15 protein-coding genes are annotated in these 17,214 nt (G+C 69.3%); 9 read left to right on the top strand and 6 right to left on the bottom strand.

Annotation, left to right across the window (positions count from 1 at the left end; genetic code table 11):
- The first annotated feature begins 37 nt into the window (after positions 1-37).
- From JS278_RS02735 to JS278_RS02720, 4 genes are read left to right on the top strand one after another with little or no spacing between them, the layout of a single operon-like run.
- Complete coding sequence (locus JS278_RS02735; RefSeq protein WP_114043863.1) at positions 38-1,537, top strand: DUF3375 domain-containing protein; 1,500 nt, start codon at positions 38-40, stop codon at positions 1,535-1,537.
- Positions 1,521-2,222 (top strand): DUF4194 domain-containing protein, encoded by a 702-nt coding sequence (locus JS278_RS02730; protein WP_220150025.1) that lies wholly within the window; start codon positions 1,521-1,523, stop codon positions 2,220-2,222. The genes JS278_RS02735 and JS278_RS02730 overlap by 17 nt, the downstream gene beginning before the upstream one ends.
- Positions 2,219-5,755: an ATP-binding protein gene (locus JS278_RS02725; RefSeq protein WP_114043862.1), complete on the top strand. Its 3,537-nt coding sequence runs from the start codon at positions 2,219-2,221 to the stop codon at positions 5,753-5,755. Before JS278_RS02730 ends, JS278_RS02725 begins: the two co-directional genes overlap by 4 nt.
- A complete protein-coding gene (locus JS278_RS02720; RefSeq protein ID WP_114043861.1) occupies positions 5,752-6,915 on the top strand; it encodes a Wadjet anti-phage system protein JetD domain-containing protein in 1,164 nt (387 codons plus the stop codon). The genes JS278_RS02725 and JS278_RS02720 overlap by 4 nt, the downstream gene beginning before the upstream one ends.
- 51 nt (positions 6,916-6,966) lie before the next feature.
- Here the strand turns inward: JS278_RS02720 and JS278_RS02715 are convergent, their stop codons facing one another.
- The 3 genes from JS278_RS02715 to JS278_RS02705 all read right to left on the bottom strand — a co-directional run bounded on the left by JS278_RS02715 (position 6,967) and on the right by JS278_RS02705 (position 11,032).
- Complete coding sequence (locus tag JS278_RS02715) at positions 6,967-8,508, bottom strand: MATE family efflux transporter (RefSeq protein ID WP_181833809.1); 1,542 nt, start codon at positions 8,506-8,508, stop codon at positions 6,967-6,969.
- 287 nt (positions 8,509-8,795) lie between these two features.
- Positions 8,796-9,716, bottom strand: a complete 921-nt coding sequence (locus tag JS278_RS02710) for a hypothetical protein (protein ID WP_114043859.1) — start codon at positions 9,714-9,716, stop codon at positions 8,796-8,798.
- 2 nt (positions 9,717-9,718) lie between these two features.
- A complete protein-coding gene (locus tag JS278_RS02705) occupies positions 9,719-11,032 on the bottom strand; it encodes an alpha/beta fold hydrolase (RefSeq protein WP_114043858.1) in 1,314 nt (437 codons plus the stop codon).
- A gap of 164 nt (positions 11,033-11,196) precedes the next feature.
- On the opposite strand from JS278_RS02705, the gene JS278_RS02700 reads away from it, so the two are divergent.
- The 5 genes from JS278_RS02700 (at position 11,197) to JS278_RS02680 (ending at position 13,848) form a co-directional block, all read left to right on the top strand.
- Positions 11,197-11,460 (top strand): hypothetical protein, encoded by a 264-nt coding sequence (locus tag JS278_RS02700; protein ID WP_114043857.1) that lies wholly within the window; start codon positions 11,197-11,199, stop codon positions 11,458-11,460.
- 56 nt (positions 11,461-11,516) lie between these two features.
- The gene (locus tag JS278_RS02695) at positions 11,517-11,717 is read left to right on the top strand and encodes a hypothetical protein (protein WP_114043856.1); all 201 of its coding nucleotides are present in this window, start codon (positions 11,517-11,519) and stop codon (positions 11,715-11,717) included.
- A 134-nt stretch (positions 11,718-11,851) separates the two neighbouring features.
- Complete coding sequence (locus tag JS278_RS02690) at positions 11,852-12,118, top strand: GlsB/YeaQ/YmgE family stress response membrane protein (protein WP_114043855.1); 267 nt, start codon at positions 11,852-11,854, stop codon at positions 12,116-12,118.
- Between the two features lie 280 nt (positions 12,119-12,398).
- Positions 12,399-12,638 (top strand): DUF4235 domain-containing protein, encoded by a 240-nt coding sequence (locus JS278_RS02685; protein ID WP_114043854.1) that lies wholly within the window; start codon positions 12,399-12,401, stop codon positions 12,636-12,638.
- Positions 12,639-12,729: 91 nt separating this feature from the next.
- Positions 12,730-13,848 carry a YihY/virulence factor BrkB family protein gene (locus JS278_RS02680; RefSeq protein WP_114043853.1) on the top strand — a complete coding sequence of 373 codons (1,119 nt, stop codon included), beginning with the start codon at positions 12,730-12,732 and terminating at the stop codon, positions 13,846-13,848.
- A 58-nt stretch (positions 13,849-13,906) separates the two neighbouring features.
- On the opposite strand, the gene JS278_RS02675 is transcribed toward JS278_RS02680, so the two are convergent.
- The 3 genes from JS278_RS02675 to JS278_RS02665 all read right to left on the bottom strand — a co-directional run bounded on the left by JS278_RS02675 (position 13,907) and on the right by JS278_RS02665 (position 17,086).
- Positions 13,907-14,995 carry a baeRF2 domain-containing protein gene (locus JS278_RS02675; RefSeq protein ID WP_114043852.1) on the bottom strand — a complete coding sequence of 363 codons (1,089 nt, stop codon included), beginning with the start codon at positions 14,993-14,995 and terminating at the stop codon, positions 13,907-13,909.
- A gap of 180 nt (positions 14,996-15,175) precedes the next feature.
- Positions 15,176-15,475, bottom strand: a complete 300-nt coding sequence (locus tag JS278_RS02670) for a hypothetical protein (protein WP_114043851.1) — start codon at positions 15,473-15,475, stop codon at positions 15,176-15,178.
- Between the two features lie 384 nt (positions 15,476-15,859).
- Positions 15,860-17,086 (bottom strand): alcohol dehydrogenase catalytic domain-containing protein, encoded by a 1,227-nt coding sequence (locus JS278_RS02665; protein ID WP_114043850.1) that lies wholly within the window; start codon positions 17,084-17,086, stop codon positions 15,860-15,862.
- Between the last annotated feature and the right edge of the window lie 128 nt (positions 17,087-17,214).

Here is a 17,214-nt window from a genome sequence, read left to right as displayed (position 1 = left end):
AGTTGACCTCCCCGGTCGCACGCCAGGGGAGGTGATCATGGCCGGATCGCCGTCCGCGCGCGCCGAGGCGCTGCGCCGCCTGGTCGCCGACAGCCCGGCGTTGGCGCTGCTGCGCGCCGACCTGCTTCCGGTCTCCGCCGCCGTACTGGGCACCATCCTCGACGAACCTCCGGTCACCATGGACACCTCGGAGTTCCTGGAACGCGCTGAGGATGCCCTCGACCAGATCCGCGATCTGGGGGTCGATGCGCCACAGGGCGGCCAGGAGTACCTCATCGGCTGGATTCACCAGGGTCTGGTGGTGCGCTCCCCCGGCCCCGGTCGCACCGAGACCGTCCGCCTGTCACCGGCCGCCCTGGACGCCATGGACTTCCTGCGACGTCTGGAGCATCCGCAGTCGACGGTGACCTCCTCCCGGTTGGCGACGGTCACCGGGCTGCTGCGCTCCCTGGCCCGCGACACCGATCCCTCCCGCCGGACCCGGCTGGCCGATCTGCACGCCCGCCGCGACGCCATCGACGCCGAGATCGCCGCGGTGGAGGCGGGTCGGATCAGCGTGCTGGATGACGTCACCGCGGCCGAGAGACTGGCGGAGGTGCTGCGCCTGGCCGGCCAGATCCCCGCCGATTTCACGAAGATCTCGGCGGATCTCGAACGGCTCAATCACGATCTTCGTACCCAGATCGTCTCCGGATCCGGATCCCGGGGCGACGTCCTGGACGACGTCTTCGCCGGCGTCGACGTCATCGAGTCCTCCGAGGCCGGCCGCACCTTCACCGCATTCCACCAGCTGCTCACCGACGTCCAGCGGTCCGAGGCACTTGACGAGTCGGTCGACCAGATCCTCGACCGCCCCTGGTCGCACACGGTCCTCCACCGCGACCGGGAGTTCCTGCGCGGTCTGCTGGGCGTCCTCCAGGACGACTCCCAGGAGGTGCGTCAGGTGATGACGGGGTTCTCCCGCAGCCTCCACCGTTTCGTCGAGACCCACGAGTACCGCGAGCACCGTCGCCTGGCCGCAGAGCTGACCACCACCCGGTCGCGCCTCTCAACGGTCGCCGCCGAGCACCGGGCCACCGCGCCCACCGGCTACGAGCTGCCCGCGACGTCACTGCCGATCTCGACCATCGCCTCCTGGAAGCTCCACAATCCCGACGACAACCGCACCATGACCCCGGTCGTCGAGATCGCCCCAGGCGAGCTGGATCTCGAGGCGCTGCGCGAACAGGTGCGGGCCTCCGAGATCGACTTCGACGCGCTGCGCCGGGCCATCTCCCTCACGGCGGCCGACAAGCCGGTGTTCAGCCTGGCCGAGGTGCTCGAACGGTTCCCCGCCGATCAGGGGCTGGCCAGTATCGTCGGCCTGCTGGTGCTGGCGGAGGGCCTGGTCCGCGGGCCCGGACGCTGCACCCGCAGCACCGCGGTGGAGAACCTCGGCTGGCAGACGTCGCGTGGCGGCCGGCGCTCGATGAGCCTGCCGCGCTACATCATCTCCGAGATCCCGAAGGAGTGGAGCCGCCGTGCCCCGATCGCCTGAGACCGCCGCGTCCGGTCCGCACATCGACGGCGAGCCGCACGCCATCGAAGGAGGGACTGAGGCGGAGGCCGCCGCACCGGGCCTGTTCCCCGGCGACACCGGCACTCTGACCGAGGCGACCCGTCGGGTCCTGCTGCAGTTGCTGCGCGGCCCCTACATCCACCGGGACCGCCATCCCAAGCTGTGGCCCGTGGTGATCCGCGACGAGGAGATGCTGCGCTCGCGGCTGGCCGATCTCTTCCTGGCCCTGGTCGTCGACACGGAGCGCGGCGTCGCGTTCATCCGCAACGCCGAACCGGCCCAGGCCGACGAGATCCCCAAGGTGACCCGCTCCACCCCGCTGAGCCTCATCGACACCGGCCTGGTGCTACTGCTGCGCGACGCCCTGCTGCGCACCGAGACCCAGGACACCCGCGCCTTCATCGACCGGGCGGAAATCGACGACGCGCTGTCGGTGTACCGCCCGGCAACCAGCACCGACAGGGCCGGATTCGAGCGCCGCGTCAACTCCTCGGTGGAACGGTTCAAGTCGAACTCGGTGCTGCTGCCCACCGCCGAGGAGGACCGCTTCGAGATCTCCCCCGTGCTGGCCCTCATCTTCGACGCCGACGAGGTCGCCACCGTCCGCGACGCCATCGAGCGGCTGCTGGACGAGACCGACGACACCAGAGCGGAGGCCCGATGACCCCCGAGTTCCCCGGCCAGTTCCGGCTGTCGCGCATCCAGCTGGTGAACTGGGGCACCTTCAACGGCGCCACCGACATCGCTGTGCCCCGCAGAGGGGTCCTGGTCACCGGCGCCTCCGGATCGGGGAAGTCCTCGCTGCTCGACGCCATCGCCGCGGTGATGGTCCAGCCCCGCTGGCTGGCCTTCAACGCCGCCGCCCAGCAGGGCGGCCAGGGGGACCGCTCGCGGTCGGTCCTCAGCTATGTGCGCGGCGCCCACCGCCGCGACGTCGACGAGTCCACCGGCCAGGTGACCACGGCCTATCTGCGCACCGGAGCCACCTGGAGCGGCATCGCGCTCACCTTCGACGACGCCGCCGGCCGCGTCGTCTCCCTGGTGAGACTGTTCCACGCACCCCAGCAGGCCACCGGCCCCGGCGACGTCAGGACGTTGTATCTGGACGCGGACGAGACCGTCGAGCTGGTGCCTCTCGAGCCGCTGGTCGCCAACGGCATCGACTCGCGCGGCATCAAGGCCGCCCATCCCGGATGGGCCGCCACCAAGAACTACTCCGGTTTCGCCAACCGTCTGCAGCGCAAGCTCGGCCTGGCCTCCGACCAGGCCCAGCGCCTGCTGCACAAGACCCAGTCCGCCAAGAACCTGGGCAACCTCAACGCCCTGCTACGCGACTTCATGCTCGACGAACCCGACACCTTCGCCCTGGCCGATCAGGCCGTCGACCAGTTCGAGGAGCTGTCGGCCGCTCACCGTGCGGTTGTGGAGGCCCGGGACCAGGTGGCGGCGCTGGCGCCCCTGGAGGGGATCGAGAAGGCCCACCGCCAGGCGAGGGAGACGTTGGCCCTGCTCGACGCCGAGCAGCACCATGCCGAGACCTTCTTCACCCGGCGCCGCATCGAGACCGCCGCCGCCCTCATCGCCCGCCACCAGGCCACCTTGGACGGGCTGCGCACCGAGATCACCGCCGCCGAGCGCCGGGAGCACGACGCCACCGCTGCCACCCTGGCCTGCCGCGACCGGATCTCCGGGTTGGGAGGCGATCGGATTCCCGTCCTGGAACGCCTCCTCGGCGAGCATGAGGCGACCGTGTCGCGGCGACGCACCGCACGGTCCGAGGCCGAGCAGAAGGCCGGACGCTGCGATGTGACTGTGCCCGGATCGGCGCGCGAGTGGTCCGACTGGGCATCACTGCTCGACTCGAGAATCGAGAGCCTCGACAGGCAGGACGCGGAGCGTGCCGAGATCACCTACCAGGCCCAGCACGTCAGCTTCGGTGCTCACGACGAGGTGCAACGGCTCACCGACGAGCTGAGGACCCTGGAGTCCCAGCATTCCAACATGGAGCCCGCCCTGCTGCGGGCCCGCGCCGAACTCGCCGACGGGCTGGGCGTCGAGGCGTCCACGCTGCCCTTCGCCGGGGAGCTCATCGACGTCGACTCCGGCCAGTCCGGCTGGCAGGGCGCCATCGAGCGAGTCCTGCGGCCCCTGGCCCGTACCCTCCTGGTGCCCGACGCCCTGTACTCCCGGGCGGCCGCTGCGATCGACCGACGGAACTGGGGCACCAGACTCGTCTGGGAGCGGGTGAGACCCGATGCCCCGGCTTCCACCCGCGCCCCGGCGCGCGACACCCTCCCCGGGAAGGTCTCCGTCGCCGTGTCGTCGCCGTTCGCCGGATGGCTGACGGCAACCATCGCGCGCCGCTACGACTACCGATGCGTCGACGACGTCGCCGAATTCGGCCGCGTCGACCGGGCTCTGACCCGCGCCGGCCAGATCAAGCACTCGTCCACCAGACACGAGAAGGATGATCGCTGGCCGGTCTCCGACCGCACCCGCTGGCTGCTGGGCTCCTCCACAGAGGCCAAGCGGGAAGCCCTGCGTTCCGCGCTCGACGACGCCTCCGCCCAGAACGACAAGGCCAGAGTCGAGGCCGATCGTCTGGCCGCCGAGGCCAAGGAACGTCAGGAGCGACGTCACGACCTCTCCGATCTGCGGCGTCTGGGACCCGACGATGTCGATGTCGCGGCCGCCGAGGCGGAGGTCTCCTCCGTCACCGCGGAACTGGATCAGCTCAGAGCGGGGAACCTGGAGCTGGCACGGGCGGAGGCGGAACTCAAGGAACGCGAGGAGACCGAGCGGGCGGCCAAGGACGAGACCCTGCGGCTGCAGCTCGACGCCGGTCAGCAGGAACGCGAGATCACCACCCTCACCGACCGGCGCGACAAGTGGCAGGCCGCGCTGCGCAGGGCCGAGGAGATCCCCGAGCAGGCACTAAAGGCACTCGAGGCGAGAACCGTCACTCCCACCCAGCGACGAGGCAGGTCCGAGGAGAGCCTCGATCTGGAAGACATCGATCACCTCCACCATGCGGCATCGGACTCCATCGGCAAGGACCGGAGCGCCACACAGGCGTCTCTCAACAGCCAGGTCAGACTCGCCGAGAACCACACCCGGAGGTTCAAGGAGCGCTGGCCGCAGCGCGCCGCCGACCTGCAGATCGGCGTCGACTACCTCCCCGAGTACCTCAGACTCCTCGACCAGCTGCGCGGCGACCGACTGCCCGAGTTCGAGACCCGGTTCTTCGACCTGCTCCAGAGCCAGTCGCGCAACAACATCACCGGCCTGTCCAGCAGAATCCGCACCTCCCGCCGCGAGGTGCGCAACCGGATCGACCCGATCAACGAGTCCCTCATGCGCACCGAGTACTCCCCCGGCGCTCACCTCCAGGTGAAGGTCTCGGTGCGCCACCTCCCCGAGGTCCGCGACTTCCTCGCCGAGCTCCAGGACATCACCGCCAACTCCGTCTCCGATGTGATGGAGGCCGGCGACGATCCCGAGGCGCGTCGCGGAGCCGAGGAGCGATTCCTGCGCATTCAGCGTCTGATGGCCCGATTCCGCTCCCAGGAACTGGCGGACCGCAAGTGGCGCGATCTGTGCCTGGACACCCGGCAGCACGTCGAGTTCCGTGCCGAGGTGATCGACGCCGATGCGCGACCGATCGATTTCTACGAGGACGCCGGGGGACGGTCCGGCGGGGAACGGCAGAAGTTCGTGACCTTCTGTCTGGCGGCCGCGCTGCGCTATCAGCTGGCCCGCGACGGCGCCGCCGTACCCCAGTACGGGCTGGTGGCCCTGGACGAGGCCTTCGACAAGACCGACCCGGAGTTCACCCGGGCCGGGCTGGAGGTGTTCCGCAGTTTCGGGTTCCAGTTGCTGCTGGCCACCCCGATGAAGATGCTCCAGACCCTCGAGGACTACGTCGGCGGAGTGATCCTGTTCCAGAACGAGCCCGGCCACGAGAGCCGGGTGCTGGCCCGCAGCTTCGACGAGGCCGGCACCGACGATGCCGGCGAGGGCTCCGGGGACGCCGGAGGGACCGGGAGCCCTGAGCAGCCGGTGGAGGCCGCAGCCTCGGGCACCACCGAGGAGCCCGGCAGGACCGACGGGCCCGGAACGACCGACAGGCCCGGAACGACCGGAGAGCCCGGGACCACTGCCCCGGATCCTTCCGAGTCCCAGGACTCCCTGCTGTGAAGAATCAGGCCGAGCTGCGCCGCTGGGCTGTGACGAAGTACCGCCGCAATCACCGCGCATGGATCACCGAGCCCCGCCTCGACGTCACCTTCTCCCTGGGCATTCCCACCGAGACCCAGGCCCTGGCCGATCCCGACGCATTCGCCGGATGGGCGACGTCGTGGCGCCGATGGCGGGGCCCAGATGGTGCCGAGCTGGAATGGGCGACCCGCAACTGGCCCAGCTGGGGACGCCAGAAGCTGCCGGCCCGAGTGCGCGTCACCTCCGCCGAGGCGCTCGCGGAGCTCGCAGGTCAGGCAGCCGGCTGGCGAAGGTGCCGGCAGACGGCCGGAGCCATCCGGAGCCGTTGGCCGGAGTCCAGCTATCTGGCAGACGGGCTGCCGGGCCTGATCGACGATGCCGCTGCCCTCGACCACACCGACCTTCAGCGGCTGCTGGCGATGACGGCATGGCTGACCGACCACCCCGACTCCGGTCTCATGCCGCGGATGGTCGCCGTCCCCGGCGTCGACACCAAATGGCTGGAGCGCCATCGCGGACTGGTCGAACGCCTCCTCACAGCGGTCACCGGGCAGGTGGGCACGGGACTGGCCGAGGAGCCGCAGCGTTTCCGGATCCGGATTCTCGACGACGCGCTGGAGGGGTCCCGGCTCCATGACCTCACCACCGGCGTCGCCGAGCTCGACAGGTTGGCGCTGGCCCCGGCCGCGGTGCTGATCGTCGAGAACCTCACCACCTTGGCGGGGCTGCCGCCGCTGCCCGGGGTGGTGGCGGTGCATGGCCGTGGGCACGCCGTCGTCCAGCTCGATCAGGTGGGCTGGATCGCGGATTCACCCGTGCTCTACTGGGGGGATCTCGACACTCACGGGTTCAACATCTTGTCGCGGGCCCGCGGCCGGCTGCCGGGAGCGCGTTCGGTCCTCATGGATGCCGAGACCCTCCACCGGTTCCGTAGCCTCGCAGTTCCCGAACCCACCCAGGCACACGGCGTCGCCGGGCTCACCGAGACCGAGGAGGCCACCTACCGGGAGCTGGAGAGCGGTCACCTGCGCCTGGAGCAGGAGCGGATCCCGATGGGCCACGCCGTCGGCCGCCTGCAGTCAGCGCTGGCCGGCATTTTTACGCTCCCGAACCCCCGATCCGGTACCGGAAGCGTCTGAACCGGGCCTCGGGGCCGTGAAAATGCCGCCCGCATCCCAGCCTTCCCCCGATCACCCGGCTTGAACGGCCCGCTTCCGCAGCCGGGGCAGCAGCGTCTCGCCGGGCAGATAGGCGCCCACCTTGCGGGCCCGCACCCGCTTCCGCCAGGTCATCGCCAGGCTGGTGAGCGGGGCGACGGCCACGAAGGCCCACCATGCGGCGGTGAGGCCGCCGCCGTGCTCCACGATGAACCAGACCATCGCCACCGCCGACCAGTTGCCGATGGCCTCGATGACCAGCGGACTGATGGTGTCTCGCATGCCGCGCAGCATGCCCGAGTTCTGGATGGTCCAGGCCCAGAAGGGCTGGGTGAGCATCATCACCGGCAGGGCCGCGGCCCCCAGCGCGATGATCTGCGGGTCGTCGGTGAACAGGCCCATGATCGGGCGGGCACCCAGCCACACCACCAGGGCGAGGACCACGGCGATGCCCATCCCCCAGCGCTCGGTGCGCCCCGCCACCTGGCGCGCCAGCAGCGGGTGCCTGGCCCCCAGAGCCTGACCGACCAGGGAGGTGGTGGCGATCATGAGGGCCAGTCCGGGCAGGAAGACGACGTTCTGGACGCTGGAGGTCACCCGCTGGGCGGCCATCGTCTCGGTTCCGAGGCGGGCGACGATCATCGTGAAGGCCAGCCACGCACCGCTCATCACGAGCTGCTCGGCGGCCGCCGGAAGGCCCAGCTTGAGGATGGCGCGAGCTGCGTCCCAGCGCGGCTTCCAGTAGACGAGGATGGTGCCGACAGGGCGGGCCAGGCTCACCCCGGCGCGGCCCTTGGCCATCAGCCAGACCATCGCGACCAGGGCCAGGGTGCGGGCGATGAATCCCGCGATGGCGGCCCCGGCGACCCCCAGCTGAGGCAGCCCGAAGTGTCCGTGGATCAGCGCGTAGGCCAGTCCGATGTTGATGACGTTGGCGCCCATCGTCACGTACATCGGCGTCCTGGCGTCACCGGCGCCGCGCAGCACGCCGCCGCTGATCATGAGCATGGCGAGCACCGGGATCGACGCCATGGCGATGACCAGGTAGGAGCGGGCCACCTCGGCGGCCGCGGGCGCCAGGCCGAAGATCGAGACGATGCCGTCGGTGCCGAGCACCCCGCCAAGGGCTATCGGCACCGATAGCATGAGGCTCCACATGAGGGCCTGGCGGGCCAGCCTGGTGCTCTCGGCCGGCTCATCGGCGCCGACGGCGTGGGCCACCAGGATCGACGCCCCGGTCGACAGCGCGGTGAGTGCCGAGATGACGATCTGCATCACCTGGAGTGCCGCGCCGGCACCGGCCAGGGCGGCGGCTCCCAGTGCGGAGACCAGCACGGTGTTGACGATGTCGAGGGCGTTCTCCAGGGCGTTCTCGCCCAGTGCGGGCACAGCCAGCCGGGTGATCCTGCGCCGCAGGACGCCGGGGTTCTCGAGTGCCTGGGTTCCGACCCGCTCGGGGTCGGGCGCCGACGTGTCGTCGACGCCCGCGGGCAGGACGGGCAGCGTGCTCTCCTGCTTCTCCGCGTACTTCTGATCCGGTTCGGTGTCGGTCCGGGGGGTCGGGTTCTGGGTCATGGTCACAGGCGTGTTCCGGTTGAGATCGTGCATTGCGGGGCCCCTGGCCGGGGCAGGGCGTGGCCCGGGTCGCCGCGTGGAGATCCGGCGACAGGGGTGTGGTCGTGCGGCTCGCAGAAGTGCGAGAGGTTCAGGAATGCGGGCGGCCTCATCGGCCGCGGGCGCGAGGACCTACTCTATCAGCCTTGGTCGAATCAGGGTCCAGGGGTCAGGGCCGTCCGCCTGGCACGAATACAGGCTCCGGTGGTCGGACGTCGGGCACCGGGAACCGACGCCGCAGCGCTCCGCTACTCGTCGACCACCTCGCACGCCCGCACCACCCGCGGCGCCTTGCAGACGTCGTCGCTGACCGGCCGCAGCTCGGCGACCAGCACCCCGCAGGACACCACGCGGGCACAGCTGCGCACCACCTCGCGGGCCTGGAAGGGGGTGGGCGAGAAATGCAGGCCGTGGCCGGCGACGTCGTCATCCACCCAGTCGGGGGCCTGCGGCAAGGTTCCGGGACGGTAGAAGACGCCGGCCCGGGCGGCCCGGGCGGTGGTCCAGAAGGCGTCGACCGCCTTGAAGACGGTGGCGACGCCCCCGGTGATCCCCACATGGAACATCCGGCACCAGGTGTACGGGTCGGCCAGGGTGGAGACGTCGCCGGACGCCGAGCAGACCTTCCCCTCCTCGGCCTCCCATACGGCGTCGAGGCTGGTGACCCTGACTCCCCCGTCGGGGGCCATCCCGCGAACCAGGCACATGGCGTCATCGCGCAGGCCCACCTGCGCCAGACCGCCGGCCCGCACCCGGGAGTCGTGGGCGGCGTCCACGATCACCTCGCCGGAGACGGTGGCGGTGGCCGCCCCGGTCAGCTCCACATGGACGCGGTCCCAGGCGGTCACCGAGGCCGAACCGTCGGCGATCACATGGGCGTCCCCCGAGGCATTGACCACCCCGGACCCGAACACCGTGACCCGGTCCGCGGCGCTGACCACGGCGTCGGGTCCACAGGTGACGGTCGCCTCGTCGTGGGCGATAGCGGTGCCGTCGGCCAGCACGATCCGCGAGCGGCCGTGGACGTGAATCATCGCTCCACCGTCGAACAGGGAGACGCCGCGCCGGGGCAGCCAGAGATCCACATCGGCCGGGGAGTCGACGTGGATCACCGAGCCGCCCGCGGCGACGGCGTGCTCCAGCCCCTGCTGGGTGGAGACGGCGTCCATGATCAGCGCACCAGATCGCGGCGGGCCAGTCCGATGAGCCGGTCCAGCACGGCGCCGCCCGAGGCATTGGAGCCGTTGTGCTCGTACTCGCTGGTGACCCAGGGGTGCATGTCGGGCAGCAGGGCGGCGGTCTCCATGGAGAGCTGCAGCGGCACATAGGCGTCGTGGTAGTAGACGGCGGCCGCGCACGGCACCTGCGCGGCCCGCAGCGCGTCGACGTCGTAGAGCCTGGGCCAGGGGTGGTAGGCGAGCAGGTGCGCGACCTCCTTCCACGGCTGCAGGGCCGAGTCGGTGTCGAACCATTCGGGGAACAGGTGCTCGCCGGTCAGCAGGGTGGGGTCGTCGCGGAAGGCGTCGGGCAGGGCGCGGGCCGCCGCCCAGCCCGTGGTGGCACCGTCGGCGTAGCAGGACTCGTGGATGACGGCGTAGAGCGGATTGCGTCCGCCGAAGGGCAGCATCCCGGCCAGGTCGTGGCGGAAGGCCCGGGAGCTTGGTTCCAGCTCCAGCAGATAGTGCAGCTTCTCGGCGCCGCCCGAGGCTCCCAGGCAGTTGCCGAGGGAGCGGACCCGTGAGGGCGTGACGACGTCTCCCCAAGGGGTGCGGACGCCGTTGTCGGCGGCCAGATCGACCAGTGCGCGCACCTTGTCGCGGTCCTCGGGGAAGCGTCGGTAGTACTCCTCGGACTTGCGCGCCATGCCCTCGAAGGTGACGGCGTAGACCGAATCGGGATGGTGCCCGACGGCCGACAGCCCTCCGGTGAAGTATCCGGCGGTCAGGGACCCGGGGTGCGCCGAGAGGTAGCGCAGCAGGGTGAACCCGCCGAAGGACTGACCCAGGGCCGCCCAGCGTTCGACGCCGAGATGGCGGCGGATGTCCTCGCAGTCCTCGACGATCTGGTCGGCGCGCATATGGGTGAGGTACTCGGCCTGGTCCTCGGCGCCGCCGACCGGTTCGGAGACCGGGGAGGAGAGCCCGGTGCCGCGCTGATCGAGGAGGACGACGCGGTAGTCCTGAAGGGCTCGGGCCAGCCAGCCGGGGAACTGCGGATCGGTGAGGGTGGGCCGGGGCGACTCGCATCCGGGGCCGCCCTGGAGGAAGACCAGGTAGGGCTTGTCGAGGCCCTCGGGGGTGGCGACGATGCGGGCGTAGACCTGAATGGTCCGCGGGTCATCGGGGTTGGAATGGTCCAGGGGGAGGTCCAGCCGGACGTCGTCTGTGATGAGACCCGGGATGAATCGTCGCCACGCGTCGTCGAGGGCCGGGGTGGCCGTAGCGACGGCACGGGTGCTGGGACGAGGGGTGGCGCGAGAGGTCATGCCCCCAGGCTAATTGCCCCGGACGGAATCGCGGGGTGTCACGGCAGTCTCCCGCGCTGAAAGTCCCACTCGACGCCGGGTTCTCGAATCCGAGCCAGAAATCCCTTGGGTTGCGCCCCATAACGCGCGAACATCGAAGAACCACGGATCGAAGGAGGTCAGACATGGCTGATACCGACCAGACCAATCCCAGTGATGAGACCGAGATCGACGACGCCGACCAGCGCTTCGCCGAACACCTTCTCAACCATGAGACCGGCACCCGGGCGACCAGCGAGGAATCCCGCGCCGAGACTGTGGAGAATGACGCCGACGAACTGGCCGATACCGCGCGCGGGCTGGTCTCCGACGCTCTGGACCGGTTCGGTCCCGATGACGAGCGGCGCGCCGAGATCGATGAGGAGGGCCGGGCGCCGGACAGCCCGTGATCCCTCGGCTGACATCCGCGCGAGCACCGCAGACCACGACACGAAAGGAGAACGACATGAGTGACGATCAGATTTCCGAGACCTCGCGATTGACTCCGCAGGAGGAGACCGACGGAGCCGCCAGCACCGATGAGGGCATTCCTCCCGCCGAGGACTCAGGGCACATCCCTCAGGGACCGCCCAAGGCCTACGGCCCGCACGGCCAGGGCCGTTCCCCTCTGAAGGAGAACAAGGCCGCCGAGAACAAGAAGGATTGATCGGCCGCGGTGGGAGGCCTCACACCCACCCACTCACGGGAAGGGCGTCATCCCACCCCCACGGGTGGGGATGGAATCCTCCCTGCATGCCAGAGTGGAATGCGCACAGGGAAACTCGATGAACAGGAGAGGAAATGGGAATCATCGGCTGGATCGTCCTCGGCCTGATCGCCGGAGGCATCGCGAAGCTCATTCTCAAGGACCGGGCACCCGGCGGCTGGCTGGGCTCCCTCATCGTGGGAGTCATCGGCGCAGCGCTCGGCGGCTGGCTCGGCAGCGCCATCTTCGGCGTCGGACTCGAGGACTTCTGGAGTCTCCAGACCTGGCTCCTCGCCATCGTCGGATCGCTGATCGTGCTGTTCCTCTACGGAATGGTCGCCGGCAGGCGACACCGCGTGTAGAACGGGCGCTCCCACATCGATGAGCGATGCCCTCGACGCACCGGTCAGGGTGCTTCTGCTCGCGGTCCCCGGCCCGCCCACCGGCTGGTCGGCACCGTGCGGCAGCAGGTACCTGGCCGGTGCTTCGCGTGCGAGCCGGCGCACCATCCCGACCCGGACTCCTGATCCGTGGTTGAATTGCAGTCGGAAATCCCCGTACAACAACTCGGAAAGTGAGACCATCTTGCCTGAACAGGAGAATGGCAGCAGGTCGGCGAAGATTCTCTATCGACCTGTTGGAATGGTGAGCAGCATCATCAGCGGCGTGGTGGCTGGAGCCATCTTCAAACAGATCTGGAAGAAGGCCTCCCGATCAGGTTCGAAGGATGCTCCCAAGGCGCTGGAGTCGGAGTTCGGACTGGGGGAGGTCCTGGCGGCTGCCGCGATACAGGGCGCGGTCTTCGCGGGCGTCAAGGCACTCGTCGATCGGGGCGGGGCCAGACTGTTCCAGCGGGCGACCGGGGAGTGGCCCGGCAACTGAGCCCGGCACAGTGATCGGTTGAGGTTATGGTCCCGGCCTCCAGTTGCGCGGCGGCCGGATGTTTCAGGAACGAAAGGACACATGAGCCCTGATGAGTACCGACTCACCGCGGCGCGGCCGCGCCGCGAAGGAGGAGAAGGAAGAGTCACCGGGCTCTGAGGACGTCGGGAAACCCGAGTCGCTCGCCCAGATCGACCGGCCTTCCTGGAGATTCGTGGCGCAGGCCGCGGTCCGGGAGTTCTCGGTCGACGGGTGCAACGATCTTGCCGCCGGTCTGACCTATCGGACGGTCATGTCGATGTTCCCGGGCATGATCGCCCTGGTGTCGATCCTCGGCCTGTTCGGTCAGGGAGGCCGGACGCTGACATCCTTCCTGAACCAACTCGAGGGTGCCGTGCCCTCCGCCGCGTGGCAATCCGCGAAGCCGGTGCTGGACGCCGTCCTGACGACCCCCGCACCCGGAATCGGACTGGTCATCGGCCTGCTGACCGCCCTGTGGTCGGCCTCCAGTTACGTCAAGGCGTTCAGCCGTTCCATGAACCGGATCTACGACATTCCCGAGGGCCGGGGCGTCATCAAGTTCAACGCCCAGATGTACGGGCTGACGGCTCTCATCCTCGCTCTGGGAGCGGCGGCGCTGGTGATCTTCGTGGTCTCGGGGCCCGTGGCCGAGGCGATCGGCAGGCTGCTGGGAGTCGGCCCCGCCGCGCTGACCGCCTGGGGCGTGCTCAAGTGGTTCGCGCTGGCCTTCATCGTCGTGATCCTGACTGCGCTGCTCTACTACGCCACCCCGAACGTCAGACAGCCGAGATTCCGCTGGGTCAGCGTCGGGGCGTTGGTCGCGATCACCGTCACTGTCGTGGCCTCCGCGGCCTTCTTCTTCTACGTGTCGAACTTCGGAAAATACAATGCCACCTACGGCGCTCTGGCCGGAGTCATCATTCTTCTTCTGTGGCTCTACATCGTCAACGCCGTCCTGCTGATCGGCGCCGAGATCGATTCCGAACTCGAACGAGCCCGCGAACTCCAGGCGGGCATCGCCGCCGAAGCCGTCCTTCAGCTTCCCGCCCGGGACACCCGCGCCAGCGACAAGCGAGCCCGTAAGCGCGACGAGCAGATCGAACGAGCACGGTCCCTGCGCAGTTCATTCAACGATGCGGACGAGCAGGAGGACGCCGAGGAGGGCTCAGCGGAACAGCACCGACGGTGACTGACTCCCGAGCACACGGAGATCCTGTCGCCGTTCGGCCTGCCCTTCCAGACTGGTGTCACGGATGTTCGATCGCCGCTCCGGCAGCGACCTTGAAACGCAGGATCGCCGCGATATCACCGTTCAGATCGGCGTCGAGAAGGGCCACCGAGGCATCCACCTCGGCCGCGGCACGCAACAGCTCACTCTCATCCTCGCCCGGCCGGTCGGGTCGCAGCAGGAGGGTGTCGACGGCCCCCAGCTGGACGGCGTCGCGGATCTGATGACCCCCTTCGGCGGTCCGGCCGGCGGCCCTGGCCTCCTCGAAGCGATTCGTCAGTTCCAGGTCGCGCTGCTCCACCAGCCGCTCGGCCACGTCCTCGACGGCATCGGAGAGGGCCTGTTCGGTTACGGCGTCGGCGCCGCCTCCGGGAATGCCGCCACCGGTCTCGACCTCCTCGGCGATCTCCTGCAGGGCGGGCGGAAGCTCCTCGCGCAGCCGGCTGCGCCCCTGCACCTCGCCGCCGATGACCAGCACGTCGGGATGCCAGTCCTCGGCGGTAGTGACCAGCCGGGCGACGACGTCGCGGATGTTCTGCGTCGCCGCCTCGTCTGCGGTGCGCTGGATGCGCTTGTGCTCCAGCCAGTTGCCGCGCGGCTTGTGCACCGATTCGGTCGCGGAGCCGGTGACGTTCTGCGTGCCGACGGCCTCCAGTACCTGGGCGGGTGTGAGCACCTCCCGCTGGAGGGTGGCGCCCTCCTTGGAGGCGACGACCACCAGGGCGCGGACCGAACGGGCCAGTTCGCGCAGGTAGCCGCCCAGATCGGCGTCGGGTCCCAGCGAGGCGCGGTCCCCCGCGTCGCCGGTGGCGTCCCAGCGCTCATTCAGCAGGACGCCGTCGCGGTTGGCCGCCAGGACCCGCCCCTCGGCCTGGACCGCGGTGATGTCGTCGACCAGAATCGCGTCCTCCAGGGCAGCCAGGGTGGCACCGTCGGCGCCCGCCTGTGACAGCTGGGAACTCAGGGACTTCCAGCGCAACCGCACCTGCTCCTCGGCGTCGGCGCCGGCCTCTCCGGCCTGCAGGTACACGGTGGCCAGCGGGCCCTCGGCGTCGAGCACCGGGCGCAGCGCGCTGAGCGGGATTCCGTTTGTTCTTCTGTCGGTCATGATTCCTCCGTTCCGGGCGGCGCCGCCGCCCGTCGAGTTCTCTGCGGTTCCTGTTGCGTCAGTAGTCTTCTCCCCACCGATCCGGCATATAAGGGCCCCTCATGTGCGCCCACGCTATGCAGAGCTGCGGGTGAGACAACCCCGAGCGGAAAACGTGTCAACGGCTGCCGGTTCTGCCGGCTAAGGGATGTGCGGGTGGAACTGCCGCCAGGTGATGTAACCGCCGCCCGCCACACACAGCGCCAGGGGCAGCAGGCCGGCCCGGCCGAGGAACATGACGGCGCTGATCCCCAGGGCCACCAGGACCAGCATTGCTCCGATGCCGACGCCATATCTGATCCCGCGCTGTGGTTTCTCGATCCGTGAGAGGTTGCTCCGGGACCCGTCAGACCAGTTCTCCTGCGCGTCGTCCGGCGATTTCGAATTCGCTTCGCTGAACCGGGCACCGTCCTGTTCGTCGGGGCCGTCACCGTGCCTCATCGTTCCTCCTCTAAGCAGTATCTTCGGCCACCATGCGGAGAGTCTGAGGACTTTTCAAGACGTATCTCATGCACGTCCAACCATGTCTATTGATATGATGTGCATCAGAGGTTCCTGGTTGCCGCTCTGACGCCGTTACGTCGGCATGCGTGAGTTCTCCATCTCCAGATATCTCGTCACATACTATGGACGCCCCGTCGCGAACAATCCATCACCAGAGGCGTGTCAGGAATTCGGCTCGATTGTTCGATCGCATCGTCAGTCGTCGCGGTGCGCAAGCACCTCCTGAGCCTTGGTCTTCGCGGCCTCCTTGAGCACCTCCAGGGGCAGCTGATCGGCGACGGGGGTGCTCCTTGCGGTGGAGGGTGACGGGCCTCGGCGGGCTCAGCTGGACGGATCGGAGATCTCCACCTTCAACCAGCCGTCCTCGCGCAGGTCGAAGGTCCGGTAGGCGTCGATCGCCGAGTGCAGGGGCTCGCGCTGGGTGATGAAGCGCGTCGGGTCGAACTGGCCGGCGGCGACCATGTCGATCAGCTGCGGTGTCACCCTGTGGTGGTCGCAGTTGCCCATCCGGATGGTGAGGTTCTTGTTCATCGCCTGCCCGATCGGGTAGACGAACTCGCGCGGCGAGTAGACGCCCATGATGGAGAGGCGGCCGTACTTGGCCACCGCGTCGACCGACCACCGGGCGGCCAACGACGGGGCGTCTCCGGGCTTCCACTGGTGATCGGGCCCGAACCCGTCGGGCGGGGAGTCGGGTGCGATCCGGCGGGCCTCGGCGTCGAATGCCGCGGCGTCGGCGCCGGTGATCGCGGCGGGGCCCGTCCTGGGGCGTTCGGAGTCCTGTCCGACGCAGTCGATGACGGCGTCGGCGCCGATCCCGTTGGTGAGGTCCATGATCGCCTCGACAGGATCCTCGGTGTCGAAGTTCACGGTTTCGGCATCCTGGCCGCGCGCCGTCTCGAGGCGGGACCGGTGGTGGTCGACGACGATGACCCGCCCGGCGCCCATCTTGTACGCCGAGGCCGCGGCGAACTGGCCGACGCCGCCGGCACCCAGGACCGCGACGATGTCGCCGGGTCGCACGCCCGCGCGCTCGGCGCCGAACCACCCGGTGGGCCACATGTCGGTGAGCAGGATGGCCTGATCGTCCGAGACGTTGTCGGGCAGCAGGTGCATGGAGTTCTCCGACCACGGCACCCGGACGTACTCGGCCTGGAGCCCGTCGATCGGCCCGGTGCTGACCGGCCCGCCGAAGAAGGCGGTGCCGGCATCCGGACCGTTGGTGTTGGCGACGTCGCACTGGGCGGTGCGGCCCTGGCGGCAGTACCGGCAGGCCCCGCACGAGACGCTGGAATTCACCAGGACGCGGTCTCCCGGTCGAAAGCCGCGGACCTGGTCGCCGACCGCGGCGACCACGCCGACGCCCTCATGGCCGAGGATCTCGCCCTCCCTCATGGGGGCCACGGTGCCGCGGACGAAATGGAGATCCGTGCCGCATATCGCGGACCTGGTGATCTGCACGATCGCATCGTGGGAATCCTGGACGGTCGGTTCCGGAACGTCATCGAGGCGAATATCGCCGATACCGTGCCAGACAATCGCCTTCATGATCTCCTCCTCGTCGATCGGCCATTTGCGCCCACGCTATGCAGCACTGTCGCCGAGACAACATCGCGGCCGGGAAAATCTGCGTCCGGTCTGGATCAGGAGCCCGGTCGGCCGCGTGCCAGGACCAT

The sequence above is a fragment of the Acidipropionibacterium virtanenii genome (genome assembly GCF_003325455.1).
GTDB lineage: Bacteria > Actinomycetota > Actinomycetes > Propionibacteriales > Propionibacteriaceae > Acidipropionibacterium > Acidipropionibacterium virtanenii.
This window is presented reverse-complemented; position numbering and strand designations above follow the sequence as displayed.